Annotated in this window: 16 protein-coding genes; all 16 read right to left on the bottom strand. The window is 30.2% G+C overall.

All coding sequences use genetic code 11. The annotated features are described in order from the left end of the window. Nucleotides 1-4: 4 nt before the first annotated feature. Nucleotides 5-754, bottom strand: coding sequence for a DNA repair protein RecO (recO, locus tag CSPA_RS04575; protein ID WP_015391035.1), 750 nt, complete (start codon nucleotides 752-754; stop codon nucleotides 5-7). Nucleotides 755-912: 158 nt separating this feature from the next. Further along, entirely contained in the window at nucleotides 913-1,803 is an 891-nt protein-coding gene (era, locus tag CSPA_RS04570; RefSeq protein WP_015391034.1) for a GTPase Era, read from the bottom strand. A gap of 115 nt (nucleotides 1,804-1,918) precedes the next feature. After that, on the bottom strand, nucleotides 1,919-2,620 hold the full coding sequence (locus CSPA_RS04565; protein WP_015391033.1) for a diacylglycerol kinase: 702 nt from the start codon (nucleotides 2,618-2,620) through the stop codon (nucleotides 1,919-1,921). A gap of 51 nt (nucleotides 2,621-2,671) precedes the next feature. Then, the gene (gene ybeY / locus CSPA_RS04560; RefSeq protein WP_015391032.1) at nucleotides 2,672-3,172 is read right to left on the bottom strand and encodes an rRNA maturation RNase YbeY; all 501 of its coding nucleotides are present in this window, start codon (nucleotides 3,170-3,172) and stop codon (nucleotides 2,672-2,674) included. A gap of 3 nt (nucleotides 3,173-3,175) precedes the next feature. After that, nucleotides 3,176-5,269, bottom strand: coding sequence for an HD family phosphohydrolase (locus CSPA_RS04555; RefSeq protein ID WP_017810809.1), 2,094 nt, complete (start codon nucleotides 5,267-5,269; stop codon nucleotides 3,176-3,178). 58 nt (nucleotides 5,270-5,327) lie between these two features. Next, nucleotides 5,328-6,458, bottom strand: coding sequence for a sporulation protein YqfD (gene yqfD, locus CSPA_RS04550; protein WP_017810810.1), 1,131 nt, complete (start codon nucleotides 6,456-6,458; stop codon nucleotides 5,328-5,330). After that, a complete protein-coding gene (yqfC, locus tag CSPA_RS04545) occupies nucleotides 6,445-6,726 on the bottom strand; it encodes a sporulation protein YqfC (RefSeq protein WP_015391029.1) in 282 nt (93 codons plus the stop codon). Before yqfC ends, yqfD begins: the two co-directional genes overlap by 14 nt. 175 nt (nucleotides 6,727-6,901) lie before the next feature. Continuing rightward, nucleotides 6,902-7,354: a GatB/YqeY domain-containing protein gene (locus CSPA_RS04540; protein WP_015391028.1), complete on the bottom strand. Its 453-nt coding sequence runs from the start codon at nucleotides 7,352-7,354 to the stop codon at nucleotides 6,902-6,904. Nucleotides 7,355-7,384: 30 nt separating this feature from the next. Further along, nucleotides 7,385-7,561, bottom strand: a complete 177-nt coding sequence (gene rpsU, locus CSPA_RS04535; RefSeq protein WP_008429643.1) for a 30S ribosomal protein S21 — start codon at nucleotides 7,559-7,561, stop codon at nucleotides 7,385-7,387. A 132-nt stretch (nucleotides 7,562-7,693) separates the two neighbouring features. Continuing rightward, the gene (locus CSPA_RS04530; protein WP_015391027.1) at nucleotides 7,694-8,038 is read right to left on the bottom strand and encodes a histidine triad nucleotide-binding protein; all 345 of its coding nucleotides are present in this window, start codon (nucleotides 8,036-8,038) and stop codon (nucleotides 7,694-7,696) included. A 117-nt stretch (nucleotides 8,039-8,155) separates the two neighbouring features. Next, nucleotides 8,156-9,559: a tRNA (N(6)-L-threonylcarbamoyladenosine(37)-C(2))-methylthiotransferase MtaB gene (gene mtaB, locus CSPA_RS04525; protein ID WP_015391026.1), complete on the bottom strand. Its 1,404-nt coding sequence runs from the start codon at nucleotides 9,557-9,559 to the stop codon at nucleotides 8,156-8,158. After that, on the bottom strand, nucleotides 9,559-10,326 hold the full coding sequence (locus CSPA_RS04520) for an RsmE family RNA methyltransferase (protein ID WP_015391025.1): 768 nt from the start codon (nucleotides 10,324-10,326) through the stop codon (nucleotides 9,559-9,561). Before CSPA_RS04520 ends, mtaB begins: the two co-directional genes overlap by 1 nt. A gap of 274 nt (nucleotides 10,327-10,600) precedes the next feature. Beyond that, nucleotides 10,601-11,566, bottom strand: coding sequence for a 50S ribosomal protein L11 methyltransferase (gene prmA, locus CSPA_RS04515; RefSeq protein WP_015391024.1), 966 nt, complete (start codon nucleotides 11,564-11,566; stop codon nucleotides 10,601-10,603). Between the two features lie 241 nt (nucleotides 11,567-11,807). Next, complete coding sequence (gene trmB, locus CSPA_RS04510) at nucleotides 11,808-12,464, bottom strand: tRNA (guanosine(46)-N7)-methyltransferase TrmB (protein WP_015391023.1); 657 nt, start codon at nucleotides 12,462-12,464, stop codon at nucleotides 11,808-11,810. A 162-nt stretch (nucleotides 12,465-12,626) separates the two neighbouring features. Then, on the bottom strand, nucleotides 12,627-13,757 hold the full coding sequence (gene dnaJ / locus CSPA_RS04505; protein WP_015391022.1) for a molecular chaperone DnaJ: 1,131 nt from the start codon (nucleotides 13,755-13,757) through the stop codon (nucleotides 12,627-12,629). Between the two features lie 278 nt (nucleotides 13,758-14,035). Then, a complete protein-coding gene (gene dnaK, locus CSPA_RS04500) occupies nucleotides 14,036-15,892 on the bottom strand; it encodes a molecular chaperone DnaK (RefSeq protein ID WP_015391021.1) in 1,857 nt (618 codons plus the stop codon). Nucleotides 15,893-15,908 lie beyond the last annotated feature (16 nt).

Raw genomic sequence — 15,908 nt, 5'->3', positions numbered from 1 at the left:
ATCATCACTCCTTAATAAATTTTAACATATCTAAACTTTTGGGTCTTTTTGCATAATTGTTTGAAATTAAAAAAGTAATCACTTTTTCTATTTCAGCTTTTATTTCCTCATTTAAATTTAATCTATATAATTTATCTAAATTCATATTCATTAAAAACCTCAAAGCATTGTATGCACCTTTAGATATATATAAACCGTGCTCCTTAGGACACTCCTCACATACTCCACCATAATACGATAAGCTTATATAATTTGCTGATGCTATTTTTTTTCTACATATGCTGCAATTATCTAATATTAAGTTATACCCTGTATTCTTTAGTAATCTTAATTCGAATGCTCTTATTAATATTTCATAATCCAGTGCATCTGTATTTAATAAATATAAGGTTGTGACTAAATTTCTAAAAAGCTCATGATTAACCTCATTATCTTCACATGCAATATCTATTAGCTCGCACAAATATGATGAATAAGTAAGTTTAGATAAATCATTTAATAGGCCTTGAAAAGAATTAATTATTTTGCCTTCTTGAAGGGTATATAAATTTTTTCCTTTGTATAAAACATATTCACCATAACATAAAGGTAATGTTAATGCTAAAAACTTACTCTTACTTTTCTTTGCACCTCTAACAACAGCTGTAATTTTGCCTAATTTTTCGGTGTAAAACCAAACTAATTTGTCATTTTCTTTAAAATCTTGAGTTTTTATAATAACTGCTTTAGTCTCAAAAATTGACAGATTAACCACCCCAGTTCGATCAGTTATGAGTTATGAATTAGGGATTTTGGGTTGGTTTGAACCAGCTTTGGTAATTTACATATTTATTAATGTTTCTAAAATTTATCCCTATTCGTCAATCATTTATCAACTTTAACTTATAACTGACTTTATCTTTTCACTTATAACTATTTTTTTGCTTTATAGCCTAATTCTTTTAACAAGTTTTGGTTATCTCTCCATTCCTTTCTAACCTTGACCCATATCTTTACATTAACTTTGCTTCTTAAAAATCTTTCAAGTTCATACCTTGCAGTTTCTCCGATTCTTTTAAGTGTTTGGCCATTCTTACCTATTATTATACCTTTATGTGAATCTTTTTCACAGATTAGATCTACTTCAATATGATATGTACCCTTTTCATTTTGTTTCATTTGAATTATGTCTACAGCTATACCATGAGGAACTTCATCTCTAAGAGTCCTTAAAGCTTTCTCTCTAATTATTTCTGATACAACAAATTTTTCTTGAACATCTGTTATCATATCATCTGGATAATATTTAGGACCTTCTGGCATTGAATTTTTCATTAATTCTAATAATTTATCAACATTTTTCCCTTTAATTGCAGAAATAGGTATTATCTCTGCAAATTTAAATTCTTCTGCATACATTTGCAAACTTTTTGCCACTCTATCTTGTGTACTTTCATCAACTTTATTTAACACTAGGAATACTGGACATTTTTTATCTCTTAAAGTTTCTAGGATAAACTTATCCCCTTTTCCTATTTCCTCATCTGGATTAGTTAAGAACAATACTAAATCAACATCTTTTGTAGATTCCTTTGCTGAATTCACCATATATTCCCCTAATTTATGTTTAGGTTTATGAATTCCTGGGGTATCAACAAATACCATTTGATAGTCTTCTCCTGTTAATATTGTTTGAATATTATTTCTTGTTGTTTGTGGTTTATTTGAAACTATAGATAATTTTTCTCCCATTATATAATTTAATAAAGTTGATTTTCCTACATTAGGTCTTCCAACTATTGTAACGAATCCTGATTTAAACATCTTTTCCTCCTAAAAATAAGTTTCATACCTGAAACTTGACTATCGTTATGCTATTTTATAAATAGTATACTCTATTTATAAGTTAATTGACAATGTGCTAATCTTAACTGGTAAATTAAAGTCTAAATAATGTAAAAATGAATAAAGTTAATAATATTCCAAAAACTGCTCCAACTGCTACCTCAGCAATACTATGAACTTCTGAATCTACCCGACTTTGAGCTGTAATAAATGCCAATATAAAGCTAAGTAGTATGCATATTGGTTCTTCTGTAATCAATGATATTGCTGTTGCAATAGAAAAACCTAAAGCACTATGTCCGCTAGGCATTCCTCCTTTAAGTGGTGTTCCTTCACCAAATATTGCTTTTGCAATTATTGTCACTATACATACAATTACCAAAGCAATAAATATTGTGTATGGCTGTGAGTTTTTCACTTTATTTATTAAAGAAAATGAAAATGTGGTTAACTTATCCCAAAATATAATATACCCAACTAATAATGCATTTATAGCTGTAATCAGAACTGCACCTGCTGCTGCATTCTTAGCTATTTTAGCTAATGGGTGATAATAATTTGTAGTCATGTCTATGGCTGCTTCTATTGCTGTATTTACTAACTCAGCTGCTATTACCATAGCTATTGTAACTGCTAAAATAAGAAATTCAACTTTTGTTATATCAAAGAAAAAGCTTGCAATTAGTACTACTAAAGCAACTATCAGATGTATTTTCATATTTCTTTCTGTTCTAACAGTTTCTATTATTCCATTTATTGCATTATTAAAACTCTCTAAGGTTTTTTTTACTTTCATTTTCCCCCACCCACTTAGTTCAGTTTACAGTTTACAGTTCACAGTTATTTATTATCTTGTTATATTAAGTTTGTTTAAGATTTCTTCTTCTCTGTTTCTCATTATTTTCTTATCTTCATCTTCCATATGATCATATCCTAATAAGTGTAATACAGAGTGCACTACTAAATAAGCCGCTTCTCTTTCATAAGAATGATTATATTCTTTACTTTGTTCCATTGCTTTTTCTAAGGAAAGTACTATATCCCCAAGTACAAGTTCCTCTCCATCAAAATCACTTGGTAAGAATTTATAGTTTAAGTACATCTCTTTAAAAACTTTTTTATTTTCATACTCTAACATTGGAAATGATAATACATCCGTTTCCTTATCTATTCCTCTTGTATCCTTATTAATTTCTTTTATCTCTGAATTATCCACAAAAACCAATGAAACTTCACACTGTATATTCACTTGTTCTTCTTTAAGTGCAAATTCAATTACATTTTTTAATTTACCTACAAATTCCTCCTTAACATCTAATATATCTTGTCTATTATCTACATAAATCATGATTTACTCCTTAATTTTATCTTTATTTTCAGTACTCAATTCCTTAATCTTATCTTTTGGATATTCTATTCTTTGATGATATATCCCATTAAGTGCTGTCGAAAAACATATCCTTATTTTTTCTATATCTTTTAATGTTAAATTACAATTATTTAATTGACCAGTTCTTAATTTATCATCGATAATACAATTAATCATCTCACTAATCTTTTCATTAGTAGGTTCCTTAATTGACCTTACAGCTGCTTCAACACTATCAGATAGCATTACAATACCAGCTTCCTTTGTGCTTGGTATAGGTCCTTCATACATATAATCCTCCATTTTAATCTCATCTGGATTCTCACAATTGTTTTTCATTGTATAATAAAAATACTTTACCAATGTTTTCCCATGATGTTCTGCAATTATATCTTGAATTATTTTTGGCAATTTGTATTTTTCAGCTAATTCCAATCCATCTTTTACATGAGATTTTATTATCATAGTACTTAAATTTGGAGGTATATTATCATGTGGATTTCCTAACCCCATTTGATTTTCTGAAAAAAAGTAAGGCCTCTCTATTTTCCCAACATCATGATAATATGACGCAATTCTAACAACTACTGAATTAATTCCTACTTCATCAGCTGCCATTTCTGCAAGGTTTGCAACTAACATGCTGTGATGATATGTTCCTGGTGCTTCCATTAACATTCTTTTCATAAGTGGATTATTAGGATTTGATAATTCTAATAATTTTAAAGTTGTAACTTCATTAAATGCACCTTCCAAAAACGGTAATATTCCTAAAGCAAAAATACCTGATAATAGTCCACCACAAAAGGTAATTCCAGCTTTTATTAATACATCACCAAAATTGCTTGATACAATAACACCTGTAGACAATGTGAATACAGCGCTAATAATTGCAATATACAACGTTGAAAACAATAAATCATTTCTCTGCTGCATCTTCTTTAGTAAAGTTGCTCCTAATATAGAACTAACTACGCCTAATATTATAATTTGGACATCGAATCCATTTACCGCACTTATAATAATTATATTTAATGCACTAATTACAAAGGATATTTTATAATTTAGCAGTAAGGTAAGCATCATAGGTGCACAAGCAAAAGGAATTAAAAAAGGAGAAATACTTCCTATGCTTCTAGCGAATATTAACGAAATTAAATTGATAACACTAATTAGAAGCAGTTTTTTTGTATTCTCAAATATATTTTCATAATTAAGTTTAAGATAGTTATATTGAAGAAATAATATAGTAAAAAGGAATACAGCAAGAGCTAAATAAACGTATAAATATGCTGTTCCATTCTCATCGTTTAACATTCCTAAATCAGATAAAATAGCTAATTGATTTTCAGTTACCGGCTCCCCTTCTTTTACAATTGTTTGATTTTGCTTTATTATCACCTTTGAAACACTTTTCTGAGCCTCTTGTACCTTTTCATCTGTCTTTTCTTGGTCAAAAAAAACATTTGGTTTTATTTGATTTTGAACAATTTGCTTAAATGCAGCTATTACTCCAGCATCTAAATCTAAAGCATCTATTTTAGCAGCTGCAGTTTTTTTCACTTCCTTTAAATCAGTATCATCATTTTCCTCTAAATTTTTTTGATATGCACCATCAATTATACTAATCATTTTTATCTCTAAATCTGGCAAACTATCTTTATTAATTCCTAATAATGACTTATATTGTTCGTCTGTCAACTGAAAGGCTGTTAGTTTTTTCAATTCATTTTCTTTATCCATAACTGCAGTATTAACCATGCTACTCAAAGCAATAAGCTTATCAAACATGCCAGTAATATTATCTTCAGCTTGTTTCTTAATTTCAGGTTTTAATGTGTATTGCTTTCCAACCTTTGCAATTGCCTGCTCCTCTTTATCTTTTGTTGCTTTTTGATCAACTATATCTCTTGGAGCCTTTATATCTACTCTGGCAATCTCACCTTCTTTAAAGTTATAATGTTTTGGTGCTATTGCACTAACAATTAATAAATAACTTATACTAAACACAGATAAAAATAACATAACTCTTTGCATATTACTATTCATTTTCCTGTCATTTTCTTTCATCTTCATGCTCTTCACCTTTTCATCTAAAATCAAAGCAATTAACCAATCAAAATATTATAATCTTTTATTGTACGTTTTTTGCAATGTCTTGTTCTACGGTAAAAATAACTTTAATTAATATCTTTCCATCAGAAATATCTTCCACTGTAATTTTTCTATCAATAATTTTAGAATCATTACTAAGCGTTTTTCTTAATGAACCTTCTAATTTTTCAGCTGATTCCTTAACTGTAGCATCTTTATCCAAACTTATATTTCTACCTTTTTTCTGAAAATATATTATTTGGTTAAAAAATCCGTTCTTTTCTTCTATTTTATCATAATTATCAAATCTATTTATAGCTTTTTTCAAGTAAATTTTTTTGCCCCAAAAGCTTAAATAAATATCACTATTCTTTTTGCCTGTTCGTTGAAGTTTTTCCCCACTCACTTGAACTTCCATAAATTTTTCATAAAAAGTATTTGCTATAACTGTTCCACTTGGCTTGACTTCTCTCTCAAACCCTTCTCTTCCTTGAATTGGTAATATCAATTCATCACCTTTTTTAACTATATCTCCAGGAGCAACTATTGCATTTCCAGAACTTGAGTATACTCTTTTGACTTCACCATCCATTTTAGCTATAACTTGATTATATAATGTTTTTTCTGTTAATGGAGGATTTACTTTTTCTTTTATAATTATTTTCAGCGTAGATCCTTCTACCCTCGTTCTAATCCATAATATTTGATCATTTATATTTTCCATCTTTTTTTCTATATCATATACATTTATCTGTGATTTACTTAGTCCTGGTTTTATTCCAATTGAAAATAATTGCTGTCTAATTTCAAAAGGACTTAAATTTCTTTGAGTCTCTATGTCTATAGCCCATATATAATTTGACAATATATATATAACGCCGAAGAACATTACCGCCCCAATGACTAGTGAAAATTTCTTCTTCAACTTCATAAATATAATTATCATATCGCTAACTTTAACTATTCGTACTTTTCCATTATTCTTTTTAATTAAAGATTCTGCTTCTTTATACTCATTAAAATTAATGTTAAATCTAATTGTTAATAAATCTATTTTAACTATATTACTAGTATAAATACTATTATTCCAAAGTACATTTAATATTCTTTCTGGTTTTAAAGCACTAACTTCTATGGTTATTTGTTTGGATTTCAAATTATTCCTTCTCATATGAAATCCCCTTAAACAAGCCACTTATAGTAATACTTGTTTCTGCAATAAATAATATCTCAAAATTTTCACCGCTTATTATTATTGCTCCTACTCTTGAATTTATTTTAACCATGTTAGTTTCAAAAAAAATAATGCCTTTATGATTTTCAATTGTGATTTCTCTATTACCTATTACAATTATCTTCGGTAAGTCTAGTGAGATATCACTTGGTAAATCTAATTTATTAAGTATTTTTTCTTTTCCTCTTTGAAATTTTTCTTCCATACTTGCCTCCTACATAAACTTCTTCATTGTAATTTATGATAGGATTTATAATTTAATTCTTTAATTAAACAATAATGTTATCATGTTTAATTAATATTTGAAAATGAAATGGGACATAGGATATTTATATAAATCCTATGTCCCATAAATAATAGCTAAAACTATCAATTTCACGCTATTTATTATTTAAATATTCTTTAACTATTTGACTTACAAGGCTACCATCAGCTTTCCCTAATACTTTAGGTCTTACAGCCGCCATAACTTTTCCCATATCTTTAATGCTATTTGCACCCACTTCTTCAGCTGACTCTTTTACTATTTGTTTTATCTCTTCTTCACCTAATTGCTGAGGAAGGTATTCTAACAAAATTTCTATCTCAGCTTTACACTGATCTACTAAATCTTGCCTTTTTCCTTTTTCGAACTCAACCATAGATTCTCGTCTTTGCTTGACTTCTTTAGCTAATATACTAATAACTTCATCATCTTCAAGCTTTCTATTATCAGTTTTTTCAACTAATAATACAGCAGATTTAGCAGTACTAATTACGTTAGCTTTGAATTTATCTTTTGCCTTTAAAGCAGCTTTCCAATCATCTTGTAATCTATCTTTAATTGTTGGCATTTCATTACCTTCTTTCAGAAGAAACCTTTACTACTTAAACTTTCTCTTTCTAGCAGCTTCTGATTTTTTCTTTTTCTTAACGCTTGGCTTTTCATAATGTTCTCTCTTCCTAACTTCAGAAAGAACCCCAGCTCTAGCACATTTTCTCTTAAATCTTCTTAACGCACTTTCAAGTGTTTCGTTTTCTCCAACTTTAATTTCTGACATTTAATATCCCTCCCTCCGCTAGCTTAAATTAACTCAGCTATGGGCTTAATAACACATGCTATATTATACAATATTTAAATAAACAATGTCAAGAAATTAAGAAAAAATCTCAATTCATTTATCGACAAAATATTAGCCTGGTGGCCACTGTAAACTTCTTCCTCCAAGAACATGGAAGTGAAGATGCTCAACAGTCTGACCTCCGTCTTGGCCACAGTTGTTTACTATTCTATAACCGCTTTCTGCTATCTTTGTTTCCTTAGCTAGTTTATTAATAACATTAAATATATGCGCAACGATGTTAACATTATTCTCATTTAATGCATTAGCACTTTCAATATGTTCCTTTGGTATTACTAAAAAATGAATAGGTGCCTCTGGATTTATGTCATAGAATGCATATACTTTATCATCTTCATATAACTTTTTACTTGGAATTTCCCCATTAATTATCTTACAAAAAATACAATCACCCATAAATTCACCTCCTTAAGTGAGAGTCCAAATTTTACATTTGGTAACTCGAACTTACTCAGCGAACAAAGTGAGTCGAGTTTCCTTATTCTCTTTTCCTTAATTTGTATTATATCAAATTTAAATTAATTTTCCAACAACATATTCGCCATTAGCTTCCTCTATTTTACAAGTAATTATTTTTCCTATCATATTTGCGTCAACATTAGGAATCTCTACTTTTACATAATTTCTTGTATATCCTTCGAATACATCTTTTTTATTAGTAACTTCTTGCTCCAATAAGACATCTAATTCTCTTCCAATCAATGATTTACTGAAATCTCCTTCATTTTTATCATTTAATTCAATTAATGTCTTACTTCTTTTATCTTTAACTGTTCCATCTATTTGATTAGTCATATCTGCTGCCTTTGTACCTTTTCTTGGACTAAATTTAAATATATGGGTTTTAGTTAATTTTAATCTTTTTAAAAATTCATATGTTTCATTAAATTCTTCATCTGTTTCTCCAGGGAATCCTACAATAACATCTGTAGTAATTGAAGCATCTTTTAAATTTTCTCTTATTTTATTGACAGCATCTTCATATTCTTTAGCAGTATATCTTCTATTCATTCTTTTCAAAGTGGCATCACATCCACTTTGAAGTGATAAATGAAATTGAGGACATAATTTTTTCATATCCTTTATTTTTCCTATAACTTCATCTGTAAAGAAACTTGGTTCTATAGAGCCTATCCTCACTCTTTCTATACCTTCTAATTTTTCAATTTCTTCTAACAAGGTTATTAGAGTTATGTTCCCATCTAAATCAACACCATAGGATGCTGTATGTATACCAGATAATATGATTTCTTTAAAGCCATGTTGACTCAAATTTTTAATTTCGTTCAATACCTTTTCTGGATCTTTTGAACATGTTGCTCCTCTTGTATATGGTATTACGCAATAAGCACAAAATCTATTACAGCCATCTTGTATTTTTAAAAATGCTCTAGTTTTGTCTTGGTATTCTTCTATATTTAATTCTTCAAATTGCTTATTTTTAAGCACTTCTCCAACCATTAATTGTGATTTTTGCTCATCCTTAGCCTTATTTATATAATAAACTATATCACCCTTATTTCTAGTTCCAAGGACAACATCTACACCTTCAATTTTTGCAACTTCTTCTGGTGCAACTTGTGAGTAGCATCCAACTGCTGCAATTATGGCTTCTTGATTTCTTCTTCTAGCTCTGCTTATGATTTGTCTCGACTTCTTATCACTCATATTTGTAACTGAACATGTATTTATAACATAAACATCAGCAAAATTTTCAAAATCAGTGACTTCATAACCTTCTTGAATAAACTTTTCAGCCATAGCTTCAGTTTCATAATGATTTACTCTGCAGCCTAAGGTTGCAAAAGCAACAAACCTTTTTCCATCTGATGTTTTCTTTATTTCTCTATTAGCCATTTTTTTTAATTCAGTCGTTCCATTGCTTATCTTTATTTTTTTTGTTTGGTTTTCTCCCATTACAGTAACTTTCCTCCTAAATCTCCTAATTCATATTGAATTAGAGCTGTCGCTGTAAATCCAGCTGTTTCTGTACGTAGAATTCTATTTCCAAGGGTTACAATATAAGCTCCTTGCTTTTTCAACGTATCTATTTCTTCTTCTTCAAATCCACCTTCAGGACCTATTAAAATACCAACATTTTTAATATTACTTAAGTCTGCATTTTCTTTTTCTAAATTTCTTATAAGACTTTTTATGCCGAAATCTTCTGCATTCTCATAAGGTACTAAAACCAAGTCCATTTCTTTAAGTCTATCCAATGCTTCCTTAAATTCAATAACTTCTTTAACTTGTGGTACTATACTTCTTTTAGATTGTTTTGATGCTTCAAGCGCAATTCTATTTAATCTATCAAGTTTTTTAAATTCTCCCTTAAGCTTCACATCAACTCTAGCTGTAAGTGTAGGAATAAATTCAACTATACCTAACTCCGTTCCCTTTTGAACTATCAAATCCATCTTTTGTCCTTTAGGTAATCCTTGAAATAAATGTACTTTTACTTTACTTTCATTATTTATATCTAATTTTTTAATTATATTAACTATAACTTCACTTTTTGTTATAGATGCAATCTTTCCTAAATACTCTATACCTTCACAATTATTTAATACTACTTCTTCACCTTCTGATAATCTTAAAACCTTATAAATATGTTTTACATCATCTCCAAGTACTCTACCTTCTGCTTCGGTAATATTATTTGGCTCTGTGAAAAACTTATGCATAAAAACACCACCTTATTCAGTTTACAGTGTACAGTTCACAGTTATTATTTTTAGTTTACAGGTTACAATTTTCAGTTATTTTTTAAAGTTGTTAGTTAACATTTATGTTTTATTTTCTTAGAGAAAATTTTGATAATAGAATGTAGATTTGGAATCAATATATTTCTCTTAGTAGTTTGTTTAATATTTACTCTTCACTAACTACGCTCACTCATGAAATTTCGTCAAGAAATTTCTAAAATAAATAATTGAAAGAAAAATCGCAGATTTTTCCTCATCCAACTATAGACTGTAAATTGTTAACTGACTTTGCTACTATGCAGTTCCATTCTCCATCTTTGTTTATTTCGATAACTTCAAAACCACATTCTTCGAATTTCTTTGTAACCATTTCTACTCTATCATGTATTATACCTGATGTAATAAATAAGCCGCCTTCATTTAATGCCTTTTTAACATCTTCTGTCAATATACAAATTATTTCAGCTATTATGTTTGCAACTACAATATCAGCTTTTCCTTCAACAACGTCTAAAAGATTTCCCTCTAATACTTCTATGTTATTCAAATTATTGAAACCTATATTTTCTTTTGATGAATCAACAGCAACTGGATCTAAATCAACACCTACTACATGCTTAGCTCCAAGTTTAGCAGCAGCTATAGCAAGTATTCCTGATCCACAACCAACATCAAATACTGTTGTATTAGGTTTAACATACTTATCCAACGCTTGAATACACATTCTAGTTGTTTCATGAGTTCCAGTTCCAAAGGCCATCCCTGGATCTAATTCTATAATCAGATCTCCTTCTTTTTCTTCATATTCTTCCCATATAGGCTTAATAACAATTTTGTCTGTTATTTTAACAGGTTTATAATATTGCTTCCAATTATTTGCCCAATCTTCTTCATGCATTTCTTTAGCTTCTACTGTACCTTCACCAATATCTATACCAAGCTCATTAATTTCTGAAAGCTTTTCCTTAACGTATGCAACAATTTCTTCAACCTTATCATCTTGTGAGAAATAAGCTTTTACTACAGCTGCATTTCCCTTATGTTCTAAAATATTTATATCAGCAAAATCCCAAGTTAATGGTCCTTGTTCTCTTGAAAGTAAATCTTCTGGATCTTCAATTGCTACATTTGGGCACCCTAATCCATAAAATATTCCAGATATAGGCTCTAACGCCTCACTTTTTGTTATTACACTAACTTCTATCCATATTCCGTCCATATATATCTTCCTTTCCTTATCTGATTCTAATTTTTTATATATTTTTCTGCAAATTCTTAAATTCTTGGTTGCAGAAAAGTTCCGTATTGTGGCATAGGTACTCTTTTTATATAAGTTCCGTTGTTGCATAAATGATCCGTATTGCAGCATAGCTGCTCTCTTTATAAGTGCATAGCTGCTCTTTTTATAGGTGTAAATTCTTGCCATTGTATTTCATATCAAAGTTTTAATCAATAGTTTTCTATTCTTTTATTGCTATCAAAAATTTAGTTTTTATACCTTGCTCTGTAAACATCTTTTCGTGCTCAGTTTCAACATTACCTATGAAGTCACTATTATGAAGATCATAAGTTATATATCTAATTTTAAACTTAGCTTCTTCAAAATATTCAAGAGATTCTTCAAATAATTCGTCATCATCTGTTTTGAAATAAATTTCCCCATGGGGTTTTAAGAACATTCTGTATTGTTCTAATTGCCTTGTGTGAGTTAATCTTCTTTTCTTATGCTTTTTCTTAGGCCATGGATTGCAAAAATTTATGTATATTCTATCTATTATGTCATCTTCACTTAGCATTTCATTAATTAGTCCAATTTCTTGTGCCATTAATTTTATATTTTTAGGAGACTGCTCCTTGTCTTCATATGCTTTTTCAATATTTCGTTTGGCTAACCCTAAAACCTCATCTTTTATATCTACTGCAATATAATTAACACCTGGATTTTTAGACCCATGTACTGCAATGAAAGTCCCTTTTCCGCATCCAAGTTCTAAATATATGGGTTTATCATTCCCAAATAAACTTCTCCACTTACCTTTATATTCTTTAGGATTTATAACAAAGAAATCACTTGCTTCAAGTTCAGGCCTTGCCCACGGTTTCTTTCTCATTCTCATGTTAATTCACTCCATCTTTTAGCATTCATAATAATTATACCTATAAAAAATTATATTGCAATTTTTTATTTCTTAACCTCTATCATTTTACATTTCTTACAAAAAAATTACTTGAGATTTCAATTATGATCACTCAAGTAATTTTCTTAAAATAATTCTATTTTATTTCTTTCCAAATAGTTTTTTCTTAGGAGCAACAGCTTCATCAAATTCTTCACCTGATGCTTTCATGAATTCATATAAAGCTTCCTTTTGTTCCTTACTTAAGGTCTTAGGAATATCAACTATAACTTTCACGTATTGATCTCCTTTTCCACTTGAATTAACTTTTTGGATTCCTTTTCCTTTTAATCTGAACATTGTTCCAGATTGAGTTCCTGCTGGAACACTGTACTTAACATTACCATCTACTGTAGCTACAGTTATTTCTGTACCTAATGCAGCTTTAGACATTGAGACATGAGCATCTATATATACATCATTTCCCTTTCTTGTAAATACCTTTGATGGAGTAACATTTATTCTTACATATAAATCACCTGGATTTCCTCCACGCTGACCATGTTCGCCTTGTCCTCTTAAAGGCATTACATTTCCTGTGTCTACACCTGCTGGTATATTAACTTTTATCTTTCTTGTTTTTCTTACATTTCCATTTCCTCTACAACTTGAACATGGTTTTTCTATTATCTTACCTGTTCCTCTACATGTATCACAAGTAGAAGTAGAAACAAAGCTTCCAAGCGGAGTTTGTCTTTGAACTCTCACTTGACCTGAGCCACCGCATGTTGGACAAGTTTTTGCACTAGTTCCAGGTTCAGCACCACTACCATGACAATGTTCACAGTTTTCACTTCTTGTAACAGAAATTTCTTTTTCAACACCAAAAACAGCTTCCTCAAAAGTTAATGTTATTGTATATTCAAGGTCATTTCCTCTTACTGGACCATTTCTTCTTCTAGAACTTGATCCACCCCCACCAAAGAAGGATTCAAAAATATCACCAAAACCACCCATATCAAATCCATCGAAGCCTCCGAAGCCTCCGCCTCCAAAGCCTCCACTTCCATCAAAAGCAGCTGATCCAAATTGATCATATTTTGCTCTCTTCTCTGGATCTGAAAGAATTTGATACGCCTCATTTATCTCTTTAAATTTGGCTTCTGCTTCCTCATTTCCTTGATTTCTATCTGGATGATATTTTACAGCTAGTTTTCTAAAGGCTCTTTTTATTTCGTCATCACTTGCGCCCTTCTCAAGTCCAAGCAACTCGTAATAGTCTTTACTTGCCATTTGTTTCATTCACCACCTAGTTTTATCAGTTTACACTTTACAGTTTACAGTTTACAGTTAGTGTACAGTTCGTAGTTTACTGTTAGTTTACTGAATACAAGTTACACTGCATAGTTAAATTTTAATTATAAATGTATAAATAATACCTTCCCACTATTATAAATATACAAATATATTATAAAAATGTGAATTTTATTTATACTTTAGAAAAGGGAAGACGAGCTTGCCTTCCCTATCCTATTATATTGATAATTAACGTTTATTACAACCTAATTATCTTATTTATCTTCATCAACCTTAAAATCTGCATCTACTACATTATCATCATGTTGTGCACCTTGAGTTCCTGCTCCACCTGCTGCTGCATTTGGATCAAAACCTGCTCCACCTTCTGCACCACCTGCTTGTTGATACATCTTAGTAGCTATTGGATAGAATGATTGGTTTACTGCTTCAATTGCTGCTTTAATAGCTTCTATATCATCACCATCTTTAATTTTCTTAAGGTCTTCAATCTTAGCTTTAACAGCATTCTTTTCATCTTCAGTTGCTTTATCTCCAACTTCACCCAATGTCTTTTCTATTTGATAGATTGTTTGATCAGCATTATTTAAAACTTCAACTTTTTCTTTTCTCTTCTTGTCTTCTTCAGCAAATTTTTCTGCTTCTTTTACAGCCTTATCTACTTCATCATCACTTAAGTTAGTTGAAGCAGTGATTGTGATATTTGCTTCTTTACCAGTACCTTTATCTAGCGCTGATACTTTAACTATACCGTTAGCATCTATATCAAATGTTACTTCGATTTGAGGAATTCCTCTTGGTGCTGGAGCTATTCCTGAAAGTGTGAATCTTCCTAATGACTTGTTATCCATGGCCATTTGTCTTTCACCTTGAACTACATTGATTTCAACTGATGTTTGATTATCTGCAGCAGTTGAGAATACTTGGCTCTTCTTTGTTGGAATAGTTGTGTTTCTTTCGATTAATGGAGTAGCAATTCCACCTGCTGTTTCAATTCCTAATGTTAATGGAGTAACATCAAGTAATACTACATCTTTAACTTCTCCTGTTAATACACCTGCTTGAATAGCTGCACCAACTGCAACACATTCATCTGGGTTAACTCCCTTAGAAGGTTCTTTTCCTGTAAAGTTCTTAACAGCTTCTACTACTGCTGGAATTCTTGTTGATCCACCAACTAAGATTATCTTATCAATATCACTTAATGAAAGCTTAGCATCAGCTAATGCTTTTTTCATTGGTTCAATACTTCTATCAACTAAGTCATGAGTAATTTCATTAAATTTAGCTCTGCTTAAAGTTAAATCAATATGCTTTGGACCTGTTGCATCTGCTGTGATAAATGGTAAGTTAATATTTGTTTGCATTGATGATGATAATTCAATTTTAGCTTTTTCAGCTGCTTCTTTTAATCTTTGAACTGCCATCTTATCTTGCATTAAATCAATTCCATTTTCAGCTTTGAATGTATCTGCAATATAGTGCATGATCTTTTCATCAAAGTCATCTCCACCAAGTTTAGTATCTCCATTAGTTGATAGTACTTCAAATACTCCATCACCTAAATCTAAGATAGATACGTCGAAAGTACCACCACCTAAGTCATATACTAATATTTTGTGAGCTGAATCCATTTTATCTAAACCATAAGCTAATGATGCTGCTGTTGGTTCATTTATTATTCTTAATACTTCAAGACCTGCAATCTTTCCTGCATCTTTAGTTGCTTGTCTTTGGCTATCATTAAAATATGCTGGTACAGTAATAACTGCTTGAGTTACTGTTTCACCTAAATAAGCTTCTGCATCAGCTTTAATTTTTTGAAGAACCATAGCTGAAATTTCTTGTGGTGAATATTGTTTATCATCTATATCAACCTTGTAACTAGTTCCCATATGCCTCTTTATTGAGATAACTGTTTTATCTGGATTAGTAATTGCTTGTCTTTTAGCTACTTGACCAACTAATCTTTCCCCATTTGCTTGGAATGATACAACTGAAGGAGTAGTTCTAGCACCTTCTGAGTTAGCTATAACTGTTGGTTCTCCACCTTCCATAACTGCTACACATGAATTTGTTGTTCCTAAATCAATTCCTATAATCTTTCCCATGATATTTTCCTCCTAA

Source organism: Clostridium saccharoperbutylacetonicum N1-4(HMT) (assembly GCF_000340885.1).
Taxonomy (GTDB): Bacteria; Bacillota; Clostridia; order Clostridiales; family Clostridiaceae; genus Clostridium; species Clostridium saccharoperbutylacetonicum.
This window is presented reverse-complemented; position numbering and strand designations above follow the sequence as displayed.

What these genes read in the sequence shown, in the direction of transcription:
- era (WP_015391034.1), bottom strand. Translation starts at nt 1,803, where the DNA reads ATGTTTAAATCAGGATTCGTTACAATAGTTGGAAGACCTAATGTAGGA.
- CSPA_RS04565 (WP_015391033.1), bottom strand. Translation starts at nt 2,620, where the DNA reads ATGAAAGTAAAAAAAACCTTAGAGAGTTTTAATAATGCAATAAATGGA.
- ybeY (WP_015391032.1), bottom strand. Translation starts at nt 3,172, where the DNA reads ATGATTTATGTAGATAATAGACAAGATATATTAGATGTTAAGGAGGAA.
- CSPA_RS04555 (WP_017810809.1), bottom strand. Translation starts at nt 5,269, where the DNA reads ATGAAGATGAAAGAAAATGACAGGAAAATGAATAGTAATATGCAAAGA.
- yqfD (WP_017810810.1), bottom strand. Translation starts at nt 6,458, where the DNA reads ATGAGAAGGAATAATTTGAAATCCAAACAAATAACCATAGAAGTTAGT.
- yqfC (WP_015391029.1), bottom strand. Translation starts at nt 6,726, where the DNA reads ATGGAAGAAAAATTTCAAAGAGGAAAAGAAAAAATACTTAATAAATTA.
- CSPA_RS04540 (WP_015391028.1), bottom strand. Translation starts at nt 7,354, where the DNA reads ATGCCAACAATTAAAGATAGATTACAAGATGATTGGAAAGCTGCTTTA.
- rpsU (WP_008429643.1), bottom strand. Translation starts at nt 7,561, where the DNA reads ATGTCAGAAATTAAAGTTGGAGAAAACGAAACACTTGAAAGTGCGTTA.
- CSPA_RS04530 (WP_015391027.1), bottom strand. Translation starts at nt 8,038, where the DNA reads ATGGGTGATTGTATTTTTTGTAAGATAATTAATGGGGAAATTCCAAGT.
- mtaB (WP_015391026.1), bottom strand. Translation starts at nt 9,559, where the DNA reads ATGGGAGAAAACCAAACAAAAAAAATAAAGATAAGCAATGGAACGACT.
- CSPA_RS04520 (WP_015391025.1), bottom strand. Translation starts at nt 10,326, where the DNA reads ATGCATAAGTTTTTCACAGAGCCAAATAATATTACCGAAGCAGAAGGT.
- prmA (WP_015391024.1), bottom strand. Translation starts at nt 11,566, where the DNA reads ATGGACGGAATATGGATAGAAGTTAGTGTAATAACAAAAAGTGAGGCG.
- trmB (WP_015391023.1), bottom strand. Translation starts at nt 12,464, where the DNA reads ATGAGAATGAGAAAGAAACCGTGGGCAAGGCCTGAACTTGAAGCAAGT.
- dnaJ (WP_015391022.1), bottom strand. Translation starts at nt 13,757, where the DNA reads ATGGCAAGTAAAGACTATTACGAGTTGCTTGGACTTGAGAAGGGCGCA.
- dnaK (WP_015391021.1), bottom strand. Translation starts at nt 15,892, where the DNA reads ATGGGAAAGATTATAGGAATTGATTTAGGAACAACAAATTCATGTGTA.